Below are 16,871 nucleotides of genomic sequence, written 5' to 3'. Positions count from 1 at the left end.
AATGATGACTCAGGACGTTATTCAACATCAGGTAATCTGGAATCGCCTGATTTCGGTGGTTGAAGAGCAGGCGCAGGCACTGATCCGTACCGCTTTCGGCACATCGACTCGTGAGGCCGGTGACCTTTCGGCCGGTGTGTTTTTACCTGATGGTCGTATGGTGGCGCAGGCCGTGACGGGCACGCCGGGTCATGTCAATTCCATGGCCGATTCGGTACTGCATTTTCTTGACGTATTCCCCATTGAAACCTTAAAGCCGGGCGATGTGCTGGTGACCAATGATCCCTGGAAAGGCACGGGGCATCTATACGACATCGTGATGGTGACGCCCGTCTTTTATCATGGCAACCCTATCGCGCTCTTTGCTTCTACCCTGCATGTGGTGGACATCGGCGGACTCGGTCCGGGCCCGGATGGCCGTCAAATTTATCATGAGGGTCTATTCCTGCCGATCATGAAGTTTATTCACGGCGGCGAGTTGGACAACAATGTGCTGTCGATAGTGAAAGCCAACGTCCGCGAACCGGAACAGGTCGAGGGTGATTTTTTTGCTCTGGTGGCCTGCAACGATGTTGGCGCGCGTCGCCTGGTCAGCGTGCTTGACGAGTTCGGATTAGCGGATCTGCTCGACGCGGGTGAATACATTCTTGACCATTCAAGACAGGCGATGCTAACGGCAGTAAGGGAATGGCCTCGGGGCACCTGGGATGCCGAGATGTGGATAGACGGCTATGGCGAACCCCTGCTTCTGAAAGCCAGACTGACCGTCAGCCATGAAGGTATTGATGTCGATTACACCGGCACATCCGGGTTTGTCGCCAAAGGTATTAATGTCGTTAAAGCCTATACCGACGCCTACACCTCATTTGGTATCCGCTGCCTGATTGGCTCGGACGTGCCGAACAACTCGGGATCGCTGGGTGTTATCCGCGTCTCAGCGCCCGAAGGTTCCATTCTCAACGCGCCCTATCCCGCGGCGGTGACCTCGCGTCACATCATTGGCCAGATGCTGCCCGATGTGGTGTTCGGCTGTCTGCGTCAGGCACGTCCCGGAGACGTTCCAGCCGAAGGATCATCATGCCTTTGGAATATTCAACTATCCGGCGGGCACGTGTTGCCGGGTTATGACGCCCAAAGCTTTTTGTCGCAGCCACGCTTCTCCATTACCAGCTTCTCAACGGGCGGCACCGGCGCGCGTCCACATCTGGACGGGTTGTCTACAACGTCTTTCCCAAGCGGCGTACGAAACGTGTCGCTGGAAATACTCGAATCCATCAGCCCGGTAGTGTTCTGGCGCAAGGAATACCGCACGGACTCTGGAGGTGCCGGTCAGCAGCGGGGAGGACTGGGACAGATTATTGAAGTTTCCCACGGTCAGAATGCCCCCATGGCATTAGGTGCGGCGTGGGATCGCATCGATTTTCCGGCGCGGGGTGCCGAGGGCGGTAGTGCCGGAGCGCCCGGTCGCGTTCGTCTGTCTACCGGCGAGATACTTTCCGGCAAGGGGCAGCAAATCATTCCACCGGGCGCGCATTTAATCGTCGAAACGCCGGGCGGCGGCGGATTGGGAGTACCGGCGGAGCGCGCCATTACCCGCATTGAGCGCGACGTAAAAAATGCGCTCATCAGTGCAAGCTCCGCGCTGCACGACTACAGCCTTAAAAATAATGAATAATGGAGCCACAGCGATAATGAAGCATTCAATTTTTCGCCGCAGCCTATGTGCCGTGGCGTTATTAGCCAGTCTCTCGGGGAACGCCGTTTTAGCCGATACGCTGCAACCTCGGCACGGCGGCACTCTTAATCTTGTACTGAGCTATGAACCCCCTGCGCTTATCTCATTGACTACCGTGGCCACCCCGGCATTGAGTGTCAGTGCAAAAGTCACCGAAGGCCTGCTTAGCTACGATTTTGATTTAAAGCCCAGGCCGCAGCTGGCAACAAGTTGGGAAATCAGCCCTGACGGTACCCGCTACACTTTTCATCTGCGCCCGAATGTAAAATGGCAGGATGGACAGGATTTCACCTCTGCTGACGTCGCCTACTCCATCGAATTGCTCAAAAAGGTGCATCCACGCGGGTCCAGTACCTTCGCCAATGTTACCCAGGTCGAAACCCCGGACCCTCTAACTGCCGTGATTGTCTTGTCAAAACCGGCGCCCTATTTGATTAAAGCTTTCGCCGCCGCTGAATCACCGATAATTCCACGCCATTTGTATGAAGGCACCAACGCGCTGACGAATCCCCATAACAATGCGCCGATTGGCACCGGGCCCTATATCTTCGAGAAATGGGTACGCGGCAGCTATATTCTGTATAGGCGAAACCCCAATTATTGGGATCATTCCAAGCCCTATCTCGATCAACTGGTCGTTAAGTTTATTCCTGACGATGCCGCCCGTTCGGCAGCGTTTGAAACAGGGGATGCCGATCTTGGCTATCGTACACCGGTCGCATTAAATGACGTCGCGAGGTTAAAAACCTTGCCCACACTCGGCTTTGAGACCGTGGGAAACAGCTACTCATTTAATGTGACGTCGCTTCAGTTCAACCTCGACGACCCGCATTTCAAAGACCTTCGCGTGAGGCAGGCGGTGGCTCATGCCATCAACCGCACTATTATCTTGCAGGTAGCCTATTTTGGGCTGGGGCAAGTGACGGCCTCGCCCATTGCGCCCGGCCTGAAAGAATATAATGACCCGACCCCCTCCCCCTACAATTTTGATATCAAGGCTGCCAATGAACTTCTGGATACGGCGGGATATAAAAGAGGCGCCGACGGCACGCGTTTTGCCGTTACGCTGGACTACAATCCCATTGCCGCAGATATTTTCAAAACGGCACAATATATCCGTTCGGCCCTCTCGCCGCTGGGTATCAAAGTGACCTTACGCTCGCAAGACCTCTCGACCTTTGTACGACGCGTGTATACCGACCGAGATTTTTCTTTCACCGTGAACGGACACAGTAATCTTTTTGACCCTACCGTAGGCGTACAAAGGATCTTCTGGTCGAAAAACTTCCGCAAAGGCGTACCGGTTCTCCAATGCCTCTCATTACCAGAATCCTGAGGTGGACCGCCTGCTTGAGGAAGCTCAAACCGAAAACAATCCACAGAAACGCGTGGAAGAATTTCGTCAGTTTCAACAAATCGTCAAGAAAGACTTGCCGAGTATTGATCTGATCTCGCCGCAATTTATTACCATACGAAATCAACGCGTTCATGACGACTCAGTCACCGCGGATGGAATAGAGGGTAATTTATCGGATGTCTGGGTAGATAATAAAACACCTTGATGTTCATCGGCAGGCCGGCATGAATGCAACAGTAACAATGTTCGCTGTATCTTGTTGCTTTGTATAATGCCGGCCGCCATAACCGATGGGGCGAGATAATGCGGATGCCGCCCCTGCTTTTTGCAAACGCGTTGTTTACAGTCTAGCCTCAATGCCTATTGAAAAGCACTCACCCCGAACATCACCGCTATATAAACTTGAATAAGTGCAGAGAAAATCGTTTACCCGAAGCCAAAGTCAGCGTTTTTTGCGAAACACAGGTCATGCCTGCCTCCACCGCACTGTTGTTTAGCGTATCGGGCGAGACCCGTTTCATGAGCGAGCCGAGCTGTTTGGAGCATGTGATTTCAGCAATAGCTCGAATTCATTGGCCAGCATTTGTGCTTGCCCCACATCGGGGAGCGCCATATGTCCTTCATAATCTTCCAGAGGAATCGTCAACAACGGGTTGTTCATGCTTTTCTCTCGTCAATGGCATCAAGAATAATAGATAGTTAAGGAGTTATACCGCCTTCAGGCGGACAGGAAAGGTATTGACCTGAACGCAACAAAAAATAGTGCAGGGTCAGTAACGTTCGTTTCCGACACAAGACAGCCCGCTATTCAAAACCTTGGCCAGTTTTGAAGCCTTGACTATGATGATCCGCTTCCGGATTTTTAACATATCCCGAGATAGTCCCCCTTTTTACCGCAACAGTGCCGGTCACTCGCCTATGCTTGTAAATCAGAAAGAAAACCTGCAACTGCCCTTTGGCGATAAATTACACACTATTCACAGGAAGACTTTATGCATACGTCCGCTTCAGCCCTGATTATTGGCGCGTCCCGAGGAATCGGTTTGGGTATCGTTAAACAACTCGCAAATCTTGGCTGGCACGTGACGGCCACCTGTCGTGGGATTCCCCCAGAGGACAGTCCTCTGTCCGTTCAATGGCTTACCGTGGACATTAACGATCAGGTTCAGAGACAGGCCTTGAGCGCGCAGTTGTCATCTCGTGAATTTGACCTGATCTTTATCAATGCTGGCGTTTACGGACCAGATCATCAGGACGTGAATCAGGCGAGTGAACAAGAGATTTTCGCGCTGTTCATGACCAATACCTTTTCTCCGGTTCGCTGTGCAACGGAACTTCTGCCACGGCTTAAGCCTCAAACGGGCGTACTGGCATTGATGACTTCTCAGTTGGCGAGTCTCAATGAAAACGATTCAGCGACTTACCCTTTATATGCCGCCAGCAAAGCCGCCCTCAATATGCTGACGCGGGGTTTGAAAAATGCGAATCGAGAAAGTGATTTTACCCTCCTGTCGATTCATCCAGGCTGGGTACAAACCGATATGGGCGGCAAAAATGCCACATTGACGGTGGAAGAAAGCACGGAAGGTATTGCTGAACAGGTGCTCGCCTGGCGCGGTAAAGGTGGGCATCATTTTATTGATTACTCAGGGAAAACATTGAAGTGGTAACGTTAGAAAACGTGTTCTATTCGATAACGGACGGACAGTTTTGCCCCACTAAAATCCTCTGCGCCACCCAACGGCGGCCGTTCATCGGATGAAATTCTGACTGCTTTTATGATGTTGTTCTCCACGTGAGGCCCCGTATATGGCCATCAGCCGATGACCGTTGATACGGGCCTCGGCGTCAGGGATTCATCATGATGACATGGGTTCCATGAGCGTCCCGGCCCTGCAATCGTTCACGCCCGTTTTCAGCTGCGCGCAAAATCTCGTTTGAGTCGCAACTTTGTCGATATATTTTCTACAATGCAGATACCACAGAAAGGGTATTGTCTGGGCTTCTCATGAAATAGCCGCGAGATTGACAAAATCACGCCCCTGCCACAGTCTGCGTGACTGTGGTCATCGCTATCTTGTCGCGGCGTTAATTAAAAGAGCCAGTCATTGCCCGGCTTATCTTTAAAAAGATCACTCATATTATGCGAAAAACAGAGCATCTAGGCGGTATCACCGCCTTTGTCACCACCGCGCAGCTCGGCAGTTTTACTGCCGCGTCCGAGCGGCTTGGGCTGACCAAATCGGCAGTAGGCAAAAGTGTCAAGCGCCTCGAGGACCGGCTTGGGCTCAAGCTTTTTCAGCGGTCGACGCGCAGGCTCAGCCTGACGCCGGATGGCGAGCGTTTTCTGCTGAGCTGTCAACATGCCCTCGATATTCTCGAGCAGGCCGAAGCGGAGTTGACGTCACATATTGCCCGCCCCGCCGGACGATTGAGAGTAGACTTGCCCGCGGCATTTGGCCGACAGCGGGTCCTGCCCGTGCTGTTAAATATCACGCGTCGTTATCCTGAGCTGGCCTTGACGGTGACCTTCAGCGAACGATTCGTCGACCTGATTGAGGAAGGCATCGACTTGGTTATTCGTATTGGTGAACTGCCTGACAGCAGTGGTCTGGTGGCGAGACGATTAACCACCCAGAAGCTGGTTATCTGCGCGTCGCCGGATTACCTCATCGAAAAGGGCGAACCCGAGACGCCCGACGCATTAAGCCAACATCATGGCGTGGTCGGCTTTCGCAGGAACCAACCCGTGTCCTGGTTATTGAAGGAACAGGACGGGCGAATAAAGCGCTACACACCCCCGCCCACCTACGAGTTCGCTGACGGCGACGCCATGCTATCCGCCGTGTTGGCCGGATGCGGGCTATCGCAGCTGCCGCTATGGCTGGTCGGTAAATATCTGCACAGCGGGGAGTTGAAAGAAGTGCTGTCCGGCCATTCGGGCGGCGAAATGCCCATCAGCGCGCTGTGGCCCAAAAGCCGCCAACTGCTGCCCAAAATTCGTTACGTGGTCGACGAATTACTCAAGGCGGCGGCAGACGGTTTGCTGGATTAACCGGTCATCAAGTCAGACCAGACTCACTAGCCTTTTGAAAGGAAGAAGTAAACACCTGTCCGCCGCGGACAGATGCTCCTTGAATTCTGCCCTTAAAGCGGGTTATTCAAAACTCCGCCGAATATCAGGCCGCTTCCTGACTGGACTGATAACTGCTGCGATCGGCGCGGTGCTTGATAACAATGCTCAGAAAGGCCAGCAACGCAAAGATAACGCTGCTCAGAACAACGGCGTGCGTGCCGAGATTGGCGATAAACCAGCCGCCGGTCAGCGAACCGAGAGTTATCCCAAGATTCGAAAACGACATATACAGGCTGTTGGCAAATTCCGGCGCTTCACTGGCCTCACGCATCAACCAGGTCTGGCTGACGACCAGACCGGAAGAGTGACAGGCACCCCAGAACACGGTAAGCAGACACATGGCGAGCGGCGAAAATCCTAACCACCAGACTAACAGCAACACAACGGTGAAAAGCAGCGGATAGATAGAGGTTGTCTTGACCAGGCTTTTTTGCAAAAAATTGCTGAAGATAAAATTGCCGATAAACCCGCACAGGCCAAAGAGAATGAGCATGGCGCTGATGTCGTTGTTATCGAGGTGAGTTATCTTCGTCAAATAGTCCGCTACGTAACTAAAGCTCGAGAACATCGCGGCAAATATCATTGAAACGGTGGTAATGGTCATCCAGAGTTTACCGTTTCGCAGCACTTTAATCTGGCTACCAAAGGATACCTTTTCCTTGGCAGGCATTGACGGCACGAACAGCAAGACGCCCACGAAAGCCATGACACAGGCCGCGGCACCAAAGTAAAACGCGGCGGCCAGAGAAATATGTTCGGCAATCAGCGAACTCAGCGGCACGCCCAATACCAGCCCAATCGCCACGCCTGCAAATACCTTGGCGGCGGCACCGGCGCTTTTCTCTTTCGGCACCGAATTGGCCGCCACAACAAGCGCCACGGCAAAGAATACGGCATGTGCCAGCGCCGGAAGAATACGAAATAGCAGCATTAAATTGAAGACATCCGTGGTGGCGTAAATCAGGTTCGAGATGATAAACACCACGAGAATGGACAGCAGCACGGTTTTTTTATTGAAGCCGGACAACATCAAGGTAATAAACGGCCCTGTTACCGCAACAATTACGGCGTAGATACTGACCAGAAATCCAACCTGCGTCGGCGTGACATGAAGCTGTGAAACCAGCATCGGCAATAAACCGATAATGGCAATTTCCGTGGTGATGACACCGAATACCGCTACCGACAGGGTCAGCAATAGCAGCGTACTTTTATTTTGCATGGAGATACCCTACGAAACACATCGCAAATGAGAAGTTCAAAAAATAACGTCAGTAATCGGTTATTCGTTTTGGCCTAATTTGGCGAAGCGATCATCGCGGAATCTCCAATCGTCGGAAAGACCTCTATGGGCATTACTCAGGAGACAAAAATTCTCCAATCAGAATAAGGTAATAAAAATCTGCCCGCGCTGTCTCCATGAGCAGCTTATTCAGGATTTGTTAGATGCCCGATTGAGCAGGTATCGACTCACCCGGGTGTCTTGGCGAGTAATGAAACAACCGGTTCCACTCATTGGCCTCGCCAAGCGAAATGACGATAAGCGCAGAATGCGTCCGGTATTTAATCTGGCCTTACTTATGCTGCCTGAAAATCCATTCCCGCACGGGTTCCAGAGTGTAAGCGATGCGCCAGGTATTTCTATGCCCCGACGCGCCCGCCATCGACTCACCTTTCGGCACCACGGTGCCTTTACGAAGGCTGATGTAATTGATGGCGGCATGTTGTTTATCGATAGCGGTGAACGCCTGTCTGAACTGCTGCGCGCGCCATGTGCCATCCCATTCTGCTCGTGCGATATGTGCTCCTTCCTTTTCCAGAACCTCCATGATGGCATTCTGGCCCGGCCATGCCTTGTCATCGTCTTGTGAAACGATAACCCATAGCTTTTGCCTTGCGAGCGGTTTCACCCGTGCAGGATCCCATTGCCCGGCCACTAGAAACGAGGCGGCGAAAAGGTCGGGATATTTGATGTCCATGGCAATCGACATCATGCATCCGCCGGACTGACCGGTGGTATAAAGTCTTTTTGCGTCAATGGCGTACTGTTCACCCAGATGATGAATAAGGTTTACGGTCGTCTCGAGCATTGTGGAAGTCTGCGAATTATCATCCGCAATGATCTCTTCATACTGCGGGGCCAGCACAAAACAGGGCCTGTCTGCCTGATCGGCGGGTGATGCCCAGCAGATTGCGCCCAATCCCTGATACAGCGTAGTTTTTGTCACATCGCTCGTTGCTCCGGCGTCGTGCATAAACAACACCAGGGGCCACGCGGTGGAGGGACGATAATGGGCGGGAATAAATAAATTGTATTTTAATGAACGCCCCGTCTTGGGGTCATGAAATTCATACTGTTTAAAATTATCGACAACAAGATTTTTCACCTGTTGGGTCGTGGTTTTCGCAATGCGTGGCATCGCCGCACCCGTTTTGTCGCGGAAAATTTTTGTCTGCTCAAAGGTCGCCTTAGGCGCGGGATAGACCGTGTCATAGACGGGAATGTCACCCGCATTACCCGGTCCGCCTTTCGAAGATGCCGGGTCGTTCTTCTCCCCGGATTCGCCGTAGGCGCACTCTGCTTTTGCGCCAGTAACGCGTTCTTGTCATCGGGCGATAACATGATGATGACATAAGCGCCAGTAGGTTTTTTATCGGCAGGATCGGCGGAGGTACTGGTAAAAACATCGGTTATCGTACGATTTTCGACACTGAAATCTTCGGGTGACAATTCGGTGCTCTCTATTGGCTGGTTATATTGCACCGCAATGCCGACCAGACGAATACCATTACCAAAAACCTCCGTTATCGCCGTGCTTTTCTGGAGGGCCATTGCCGCGGCAGACGTGGAATCCGCTGCTGCCATAGCGGGAACCCGCATTGTCAACGCAACCCCGACTCCGGCGGTCATGACAAGAAATTGACGGCGTGTTTTCATCGCTATTCCTTATGTTTTTCTGTGTGAACGTAGCCCCATAGATTTACCCGCAAGCGTCATGGGCACTTAAACAACGCAGCTTTCTATACTGCGGATAACGTCATTTTGATGCCACCGGATTAACACTGCCCTTACAAAATCGCCGAAAAAATCACTAACCAACTGTTTAAAAATGACTTTTTTGTACAACCAACCTTTATGCCACTTTTTCTGCACCTAGGTGCAGAAAGTGTTTGCAAAACCGCCCTTGAATTAACATAATCTCAACAATGAATAAAAGGTTATACGAAAAGTCTTATACAGATTACTAACAGCGTGGACTTCTTGACGGAGTGTGCAGTGGAGAGTTTCTTTTCGTCTTCTTTTGACGTTCAATATGTTTATGAAACCAAACATATCCAAAGCGAACTGATGACAAAAGCAATCAAACCGACCAAGCAGGCAAAAGCGAACCGCGAGCGATGTGGCCAAACTGGCAGGCGTGTCTAAATGGACTGTCTCCCGGGCATTCACGCCGGGTGCCTATGTTTCACCGGAGACAAAAGAAAAAGTCATGGCTATCGCCGCCGAGATTGGCTATCGCCCTAATTTGCTGGCCAGAAGTTTGACCAAACGAAACACTCATATCATCGGCATTGCCATTGATGAGCTAAAGAACCCGCATTCGATGAGAGTGCTTGATGCAGCGACCAAAGAGCTACAGGCGCGGGGTTATCTGGCGCTGGTCCTGAACATTACGGCGGGTGAAAATCACCAGTCCATTATCCAAATGGCCGATCAGCTTCAGGTCGACGGGATTTTGTTTATTGCCAACATATTAAGTAATGAATTGTTTGACATTGCCCATAATCTTCACTCTGTGCCACTGATTCAGATCTGCCGCAACAGCGAAGATCACCGCAATATCGAGATAGTGAATGTCGACGGTTATCAGGCAGGCCGGGAGATTGGGCAGTTGCTGCATGAGCAGGGTTATAAACGATTTGGCTATATGAAAGGGCCGGATACCGAATCCAGGCATCTCCTTCGCATGGATGGATATCAGTACGAACTTGAACAACATGGGCATCAACTGGATCTGCGGCTCGTGGCCGGTAGATATGAGCGAAAGCTGGCTTACGACATCATGAAACAGTATTTGCAGTCTACGCCTGCGGCCAATCGTGTAGAGGCCATGTTTTGCGAAAACGATATTTTGGCCATAGGTGCACTGGAAGCCTTATATGAAATGCAGCTTTTTCACAGCATGGCCATTGTAGGTTTTGACGGAATTGATGAGGCGGACTCGCCCGTGTGGCAATTGACGACCTACAACCAGAATACCGAAAAGTTGATAACCGAGGCGATTAATCGTTTAACAGAAGGTAAGGTGAATAACGAGGGAGAATGGCGTCATGGCGAGCTGGTGATAAGACGTTCGCACTTGAAACATTAATTCTTCAACCTGCGGCAGTCATTCATCGGCCGCAGGTCAGTTTTAATATTTATCGGAAATCATGAGCGAGAATAATTATCCCCATAAACTCGTCATTATAAAAATAATACTTTACTTATTACGGGCGTGAATTTTATTACCTCTGCTTAACTTTCAACAACACTATAGGTCTCCTCATGAAAAATACAGCGCCTCACTCCTAAGCACTCAGCGTTATAGCGAAAACAAAGTAAAAATAACTTTTGAAATTTCAAGGGTCGATGTTTTACGTCGCTAAATAACCGTCATAGGCATCATGACGTTTTTATACCGTGTTTCAAAACAGGGTTGGCTTTCTATTGCCAATTTACAGGTCATTCGCCTTTTTATCAGCCTATTTATTGCTGCAGGCGAATGGGTTCAGTGCAAGCAATGACAATGTCGTACGAGTCAAGGAAATAACCATGAACCGAAGAGAAGCGCTCTTTTCCATCAGTTCAATTGTTGCCACGTTAACCGTCGCGCCAAAGCTGAGTGCCAAAGAGCTGCACAATGTTCCGCTTGAATCCGGGCTCAATGCCGATAGTGTCCCCGGTTCCGCCATGCAGGGCGGCTATCGCGTTTTGACCAACGAGACAGACAGAAAGAATCTGGCCGCTATCTATGACCGGCTGATCCCGGCCGACGAACATGGCCCTTCCGCATGTGAAGAAGGCGCCATCGCGTTTATCGACGATCAATTGGCGGGCGACTATGGTTCGGGCGCGGCACTTTATCTTCAGGGGCCTTTGCGACCTGAAAATGAAGAAAAGCTGATGGGCGCGCCGCAATTTCTAGCGCCACCGCGTGAACGATATGTCACCGGCTTAAGGGCGCTGGAGGCGTGGGCGAAGGTTAATCATAAAGCCTCCTTTTATACCCTCAACGACGAACAAATTGATCGCTTCCTGACCGACATGGAAGCCGGAAAAATCAATCTCGGTGCCGACGTCAACAGTCAGGCCTTCTTCGAACTGATGCTGCAAAACGTGCGTGAGAGTTATTTGGCCGACCCTCTCTATGGCGGCAATAAAACCATGGCGGGCTGGAAAATGATCGGCTTCCCGGGCGCGCGTTATGACTACCGTCAATATGTTGACCGTCGCGGCGAAAACTTAAAATTAATTCCCGTAAGCCTTATTCCAAAAGATTGATTGTCGGAGCAGAGTAAATGTCAGAAATAAGAAATAAAGCCGACGTCGTGATTGTCGGACTAGGCTGGGCCGGTTCCGTCATGGCCGAAGAACTGACCCGCGCGGGACTTAACGTGGTGGCGATTGAGCGCGGCGCATGGCGCGATACCTCGACCGATTTTCCGGTCGCCGTCGACCCCGACGAACTGCGCTGGCACACCCGTCGCCAATTGCTGCAACCGATGAGCGTCGAGACCACCACCTTTCGCAACAACAGCAGTCAGGATGCCGCGCCGGTGCGTGACTGGTCGGCGTATCAGTTCGGCTGGAACGTCGGCGGTGCGGGCACCCACTGGGCGGGGATGTCCTGGCGCTTTACGCCGTGGGATTTCGAGGTCGCCACCCGCACCCGCGAACGCTACGGCGCGGCGAGGATGAAGGATCTCCAGCTTCAGGACTGGGGCGTCACCTATGCCGAGATGGAACCCTATTACGACCGCTTCGAGCGCATCGCCGGAACCTCGGGTATCGCCGGGAATTTAAACGGCAAACCGCAACCGAACGGCAATGTTTTCGAAGGTCCGCGCAGCCGCGATTACCCTACGCCGCCGCTGAAAGACACCCATTGGTTGCGTAAGTATCGCCAGACTACGCAAGGCATGGGGTATCACCCGTTCACCATTCCGGCGGGTAACCTTTCGCAGGCCTACGTCAATCCGCTCGGCGTGACCATGGGACCGTGCACCTACTGCGGTTTCTGCGACTTCCACGGCTGCGGCAACTTCAGTAAATCGTCGCCGCAGGCCTGTATTCTCCCCGCGCTGATGCGCCGCCCGAACTTCACCGTGCTGACCGAAACCGAAGTGTTGCAGGTCATCAAGCACGACGACGGCAAGACCGCCAAGGGCGTGCGTTTTATTACCCGCGACGGCAAGGAAGGCTTCCAGCCTGCCGACGTGGTCTGCATCACGGCCTACCAGATGGACAACGTGCGCATGCTGTTGCTGTCGAAAATTGGCGAGCCGTACGACCCGAAAACCGGCAAAGGCACCGTGGGACGCAACTATAACTACCAGAGTTGTTCTTCCGTCACCGGTTTCTTCGACGGCGAATTCATGAACCCGTTCATCGGCGGCGGCGCGCTGGCGGTGCAAATCGACGACTTCAACGGCGACAACTTCGACCACAGCAACCTCGATTTCATCGGCGGGGCCGGCATCATGGCCTATAACACCGACGGCCGCCCCATCCAGCACATGAATAGCCTGCGTGAAGGCACCAAGCGCTGGGGCAGCGAGTGGAAAGCCGGTTACGCGCGGGACTATCAGACCGCCGCGACGATTTTCTGTCAGGGGACGTCAATGCCGGTGCGCGAGGCCTATCTGGATCTCGATCCGGTTTACAAGGACCGTCATGGTCGCCCTCTCCTGCGTGTCACTTTCGACTGGAACACCAACGATATCAAGATGGTGGACTTTGTGACGGACAAAGCCAAAGCCATCATGAAACAGGCTGGCCCTGCGGCAACTATCATGGAAAAGCAGACCGACAAGGCGTGGAATCCGTACCAGCAAGAGAGCTCGCACACGATTGGCGGTGCCGTGATGGGAGCGGATCCTCAAACTTCCGTGGTGAACCCTTACCTGCAAAGCTGGGACGTGCACAACGTCTTCGTGGTCGGCGCGTCGGCGTTCCCGAACAACGGTGGCTACAACCCGACCATTACCGTCGGCGCGCTGGCCGTCCGCGCGGCCCAGGCTATCCATCAGACCTACATTAAAAATCCGGCCCCTCTGGTGAAGGCGTAAATCATGAGTGCAAAAAAGAAAATCGGCTATAGCCTCGCAGCCCTGGCCGTCGTGGCCGGGATTGGGGTGTTCGGCAGACTGTGGATGGTGATGGACAGCTCGCGCTCCGAAGTGGCCGACAACACCACCAAACTGGCGGACTTCCACAGCACCGACGCCGCCGCCATCAAGCGCGGCGAATACGCCATGCGGCTCGGCGACTGCGCCGCCTGCCACGAGCAGAGCTTTGCGGGCGGCTATAAAATCAACACCCCGTTTGGCGAGTTGCAGACCTCGAACATCAGCCCCGACCGCGAAACCGGTATCGGCAACATGACCGAGCGCGACTTCTTCAACGCGGTGCGGCTGGGGCGCGGCGACCACGGCTTCCTGTATCCGGCGATGCCCTACACCGCCTACGCCAAGATGAGCGACCGGGACATGCACGACCTGTGGGCCTACATGTCGACCCTGAAACCGGTCAGCAACAAGGTCGACGAAAACGGCGGCATGAACTTCCCGTACAACATTCGTCTGGCGATGGCGGGCTGGAACCTGCTGTTCTTCGACAACAGCGGCTTCAGGCCGGAGAATCTCAAGACCACCCGCAATACCCCCAATGCCGAAAACGCCAGCGCGGAAAAGGTTATTAACCGCGGCAAATATATAGTCGACGGTCCGGCGCACTGCAGCGTCTGCCACACGGCGCGCAACGCGCTCGGCGGCGAAATCGGCAGCCAGTATTTGCAGGGCGGCAATCTGGGTGACTGGTACGCGCCCGACATCACGCCAAATCCGCATGCCGGTATCGGCACATGGAGCAACGACGAGATTGCGCAGTACCTGAAAACCGGTTCTGACGGCAAAAGCGTGGCGGCGGGTCCGATGGCGGAAGCCGTCGAGCACTCGATGCAGTATTTCACCGACAGCGATTTGCAGGCCGTCGCGGCTTATCTCAAGAGCCTTCCGGCATCAAACACCCCCGCGCCGAAGGCCCTGGCGATGGATGACGCGGCCCGCAGCAAGGGCGCGCTGACCTTCGAAGTCAACTGTTCGGCCTGCCACGGCGAAAAAGGCGAAGGTATTGCGGGGATGGTGCCGGCGTTTGCAGGCAATGGCTCGATGCGGAATAACCCGACCAACATGATAACCGCCATGCTCAACGGCGCGCGTGCACCTCATACTGCCGATCGTCAAACCGCGGCGGGCATGCCGTCGTTCGACTGGAAAATGGACGACCAGCAGATTGCCGACATCCTGAACTACGTGCGTAATTCATGGGGCAATCAGGCGGGCGAGGTAACGGCACAGGAGGTCGCCGCACTGCGCAAGCAGACAAAGGCGAGAAATAACCTGCAGCCCGCCGCATTGAAAGACGCAAGTCAGAAAAATGACGCAAAATAACCCATCAATAATAACCCTTATTGATTGACCGTTATTATAAAAAAAGAATCAAGGATGATTCAGGTTGATGACTTTGGCGCTCTTTGAGCGCCTTTTTTCATTACTCATCATCCTAAACGCCAATATAACGTGAACCCCCTTCCAGGCAGAACCCGATTCTTCATGCCATTACCGCATAATATTATAGAGAGTAGAGGCTATTTCCACTTAGCCTATAACTTCTCGCCAGTTCGTTATCACTTAAATGAATTAGGAATGTCAATAAAGTACTTATTGTCTGCATTGCCCAGGAATAGATTGGCTTTAAGATGAATCCGCCGAATCATTCTTTTCCAAGGGACGACACAATTAATGACCCACGACATTCCCGGTATCGTAATCTTTGATATTGATGGCACCTTGACTGACAGCGTTGCACAGCATCAGCGCGCATTTGAATCCGCCCTGCGTACTTTTTCTTTTCCGGATCTGAGAACAGACTGGAGCCATTACACACACCATACGGACAGCGCAATTTTCCAGCAAGCCTGGGAAGAGGCGCAATTTGATGGTCGCGCAAAGGTCGCGGATCTCGAGTCAAGGTACCAACTCGCGTTGGAACACGAATTTGCATCTAGCCCTTTCACCGAAATTGCCGGCGCGACTCTCTTTTTGCAGTGGTTAAAAGAGCGCGCATGGACAGTGGTTTACGCCACGGGCAGCCTTCGCTTTGGCGCAGAGAAAAAACTGGCGGCAGTCGGTGTGGTTGCCGAAGAGGTCATCCTCGTCACCGCCTCCGAGTTTTCCACGCGCGAAGATATCCTTCGGGAAGCTATCCGAGTGGGAAGTCAGCATTTTCCCGAACAAAAGCCAGGCGCCATTATTTCTATCGGCGATGGACTATGGGACTTGAAAACGGCCCGGAATCTTGCCCTGCCGTTTATTGGCATAGGACGCGACGCCAAGGCAGAACTGTTGAAGGCGTCGGGCGCTCCCGTATTCAGTGATTTTCATGACCTGATGAGCAACGGCACTGCCCTGCTGAAATAGCTGAAAGTCTTGAAGAGGAAACCAGACGGCCTCGACAGGCAATGCTTGAGGCCCTGTTAATCTACTGAATGCGTTTGATTATCTGGCGTGTCGCAGGCAAAAATGTTTAACATCCGCCGTCTGGAAATCTGACAGGTTTTCGATGATTTTAGCGAGGGGCCAATCCCACCAGGCAATCTGTGCGAGTTGCAACGCAATTTCAGGGTCAAATCGATTTCTGATTAACTTGGCCGGTACACCGCCAACAAGGGTGTAGGGCGCAACATCTCTGGTTACTACCGCACCGGCCGCCAGAACCGCTCCGTCGCCGACCTTGACGCCGGGCAATACGATAACCCCGTGCCCTATCCAGACATCGTTTCCTATCACGACCCTGTCTTCATGGCGCGCGGCAAAAAACTCGGCATCTCTTATGGCATCAACGTCATAGTATTCGGGGCAATAGGTGATACGGTGCTGCGAGGCGCGATCCATCGGATGATTGGGAGCGCCGATGCGAACCTGATTGGCAATCGCCGTAAACCGGCCAATGTCGGCATCGGCGATACAGCAATATTCACCCACATAAGAGAAATCACCCAGCGAACAGTATTCAAGATAGCTGTGGGCCAGGATCTCGCACTGCCGACCCACTTGCGTTGCGCGCATCCGCACACTGGTATCGATAACAGTTGTTTCAAGCTTGGCAGGCAGAACGGTAGCGACGGACATGGCAACTCCAGACTTATCATCTCGTTAAAAGTAACGTTCGCACGATGTTACAGCGCCAAGATGACAGCAAATTGACATGGCCGGTCGACAGCCAACGTTTTCTCCTCGGCAGAAAGCGCAACGCCGGTCTGCAAATCAGTCGCGAGCATCAAACCTTTTCGCCGTGACTGGCGTCGATGATGGGAGAG

The 16,871-nt window shown here is 52.9% G+C and carries 14 protein-coding genes and 1 pseudogene; 11 read left to right on the top strand and 4 right to left on the bottom strand.

Annotated elements, in window-relative coordinates:
• The first annotated feature begins 1 nt into the window (after position 1).
• The 3 genes from O1V66_RS05125 to O1V66_RS21740 are packed head-to-tail and all read left to right on the top strand — an operon-like array spanning position 2 to position 3,297.
• Entirely contained in the window at positions 2-1,675 is a 1,674-nt protein-coding gene (locus tag O1V66_RS05125; protein ID WP_241481412.1) for a hydantoinase B/oxoprolinase family protein, read from the top strand.
• 52 nt (positions 1,676-1,727) lie between these two features.
• The gene (locus O1V66_RS05120) at positions 1,728-3,071 is read left to right on the top strand and encodes an ABC transporter substrate-binding protein (RefSeq protein ID WP_330873463.1); all 1,344 of its coding nucleotides are present in this window, start codon (positions 1,728-1,730) and stop codon (positions 3,069-3,071) included.
• A 1-nt stretch (position 3,072) separates the two neighbouring features.
• Positions 3,073-3,297, top strand: a complete 225-nt coding sequence (locus tag O1V66_RS21740; RefSeq protein WP_330873462.1) for a hypothetical protein — start codon at positions 3,073-3,075, stop codon at positions 3,295-3,297.
• 312 nt (positions 3,298-3,609) lie between these two features.
• Here the strand turns inward: O1V66_RS21740 and O1V66_RS05115 are convergent, their stop codons facing one another.
• A complete protein-coding gene (locus O1V66_RS05115; RefSeq protein ID WP_160292256.1) occupies positions 3,610-3,753 on the bottom strand; it encodes a hypothetical protein in 144 nt (47 codons plus the stop codon).
• Positions 3,754-4,084: 331 nt separating this feature from the next.
• Between O1V66_RS05115 and O1V66_RS05110 the strand changes: the two genes are divergently transcribed.
• Both O1V66_RS05110 and O1V66_RS05105 read left to right on the top strand, forming a co-directional pair.
• Positions 4,085-4,762: an SDR family oxidoreductase gene (locus O1V66_RS05110; protein WP_045048170.1), complete on the top strand. Its 678-nt coding sequence runs from the start codon at positions 4,085-4,087 to the stop codon at positions 4,760-4,762.
• 473 nt (positions 4,763-5,235) lie between these two features.
• Positions 5,236-6,147, top strand: coding sequence for a LysR family transcriptional regulator (locus tag O1V66_RS05105; RefSeq protein ID WP_045048171.1), 912 nt, complete (start codon positions 5,236-5,238; stop codon positions 6,145-6,147).
• A 124-nt stretch (positions 6,148-6,271) separates the two neighbouring features.
• Here O1V66_RS05105 and O1V66_RS05100 read toward each other — a convergent pair whose 3' ends face one another.
• Positions 6,272-7,450: an MFS transporter gene (locus O1V66_RS05100; protein WP_045048172.1), complete on the bottom strand. Its 1,179-nt coding sequence runs from the start codon at positions 7,448-7,450 to the stop codon at positions 6,272-6,274.
• Between the two features lie 352 nt (positions 7,451-7,802).
• Positions 7,803-9,166: pseudogene (locus O1V66_RS21735) on the bottom strand (carboxylesterase family protein).
• Between the two features lie 463 nt (positions 9,167-9,629).
• Here O1V66_RS21735 and O1V66_RS05085 point away from each other — a divergent pair.
• The 5 genes from O1V66_RS05085 to O1V66_RS05065 all read left to right on the top strand — a co-directional run bounded on the left by O1V66_RS05085 (position 9,630) and on the right by O1V66_RS05065 (position 15,972).
• A complete protein-coding gene (locus O1V66_RS05085) occupies positions 9,630-10,601 on the top strand; it encodes a LacI family DNA-binding transcriptional regulator (RefSeq protein ID WP_414058435.1) in 972 nt (323 codons plus the stop codon).
• Between the two features lie 443 nt (positions 10,602-11,044).
• Positions 11,045-11,773, top strand: a complete 729-nt coding sequence (locus tag O1V66_RS05080) for a gluconate 2-dehydrogenase subunit 3 family protein (protein WP_269128171.1) — start codon at positions 11,045-11,047, stop codon at positions 11,771-11,773.
• A gap of 17 nt (positions 11,774-11,790) precedes the next feature.
• Positions 11,791-13,560 carry a GMC family oxidoreductase gene (locus tag O1V66_RS05075; RefSeq protein WP_045048175.1) on the top strand — a complete coding sequence of 590 codons (1,770 nt, stop codon included), beginning with the start codon at positions 11,791-11,793 and terminating at the stop codon, positions 13,558-13,560.
• Between the two features lie 3 nt (positions 13,561-13,563).
• Positions 13,564-14,943 carry a c-type cytochrome gene (locus O1V66_RS05070; protein ID WP_269128170.1) on the top strand — a complete coding sequence of 460 codons (1,380 nt, stop codon included), beginning with the start codon at positions 13,564-13,566 and terminating at the stop codon, positions 14,941-14,943.
• A gap of 351 nt (positions 14,944-15,294) precedes the next feature.
• Positions 15,295-15,972 carry an HAD family hydrolase gene (locus tag O1V66_RS05065; RefSeq protein WP_045046895.1) on the top strand — a complete coding sequence of 226 codons (678 nt, stop codon included), beginning with the start codon at positions 15,295-15,297 and terminating at the stop codon, positions 15,970-15,972.
• 78 nt (positions 15,973-16,050) lie between these two features.
• Here the strand turns inward: O1V66_RS05065 and O1V66_RS05060 are convergent, their stop codons facing one another.
• Complete coding sequence (locus tag O1V66_RS05060; protein WP_045046896.1) at positions 16,051-16,683, bottom strand: DapH/DapD/GlmU-related protein; 633 nt, start codon at positions 16,681-16,683, stop codon at positions 16,051-16,053.
• Positions 16,684-16,727: 44 nt separating this feature from the next.
• On the opposite strand from O1V66_RS05060, the gene O1V66_RS05055 reads away from it, so the two are divergent.
• A complete protein-coding gene (locus O1V66_RS05055) occupies positions 16,728-16,850 on the top strand; it encodes a hypothetical protein (RefSeq protein WP_269128169.1) in 123 nt (40 codons plus the stop codon).
• Positions 16,851-16,871 lie beyond the last annotated feature (21 nt).

The sequence above is a fragment of the Rouxiella chamberiensis genome, assembly GCF_026967475.1.
GTDB lineage: Bacteria > Pseudomonadota > Gammaproteobacteria > Enterobacterales > Enterobacteriaceae > Rouxiella > Rouxiella chamberiensis.
Note: the sequence above shows the minus strand (reverse complement) of the source record. Positions and strands in the feature narration are given on the sequence as shown.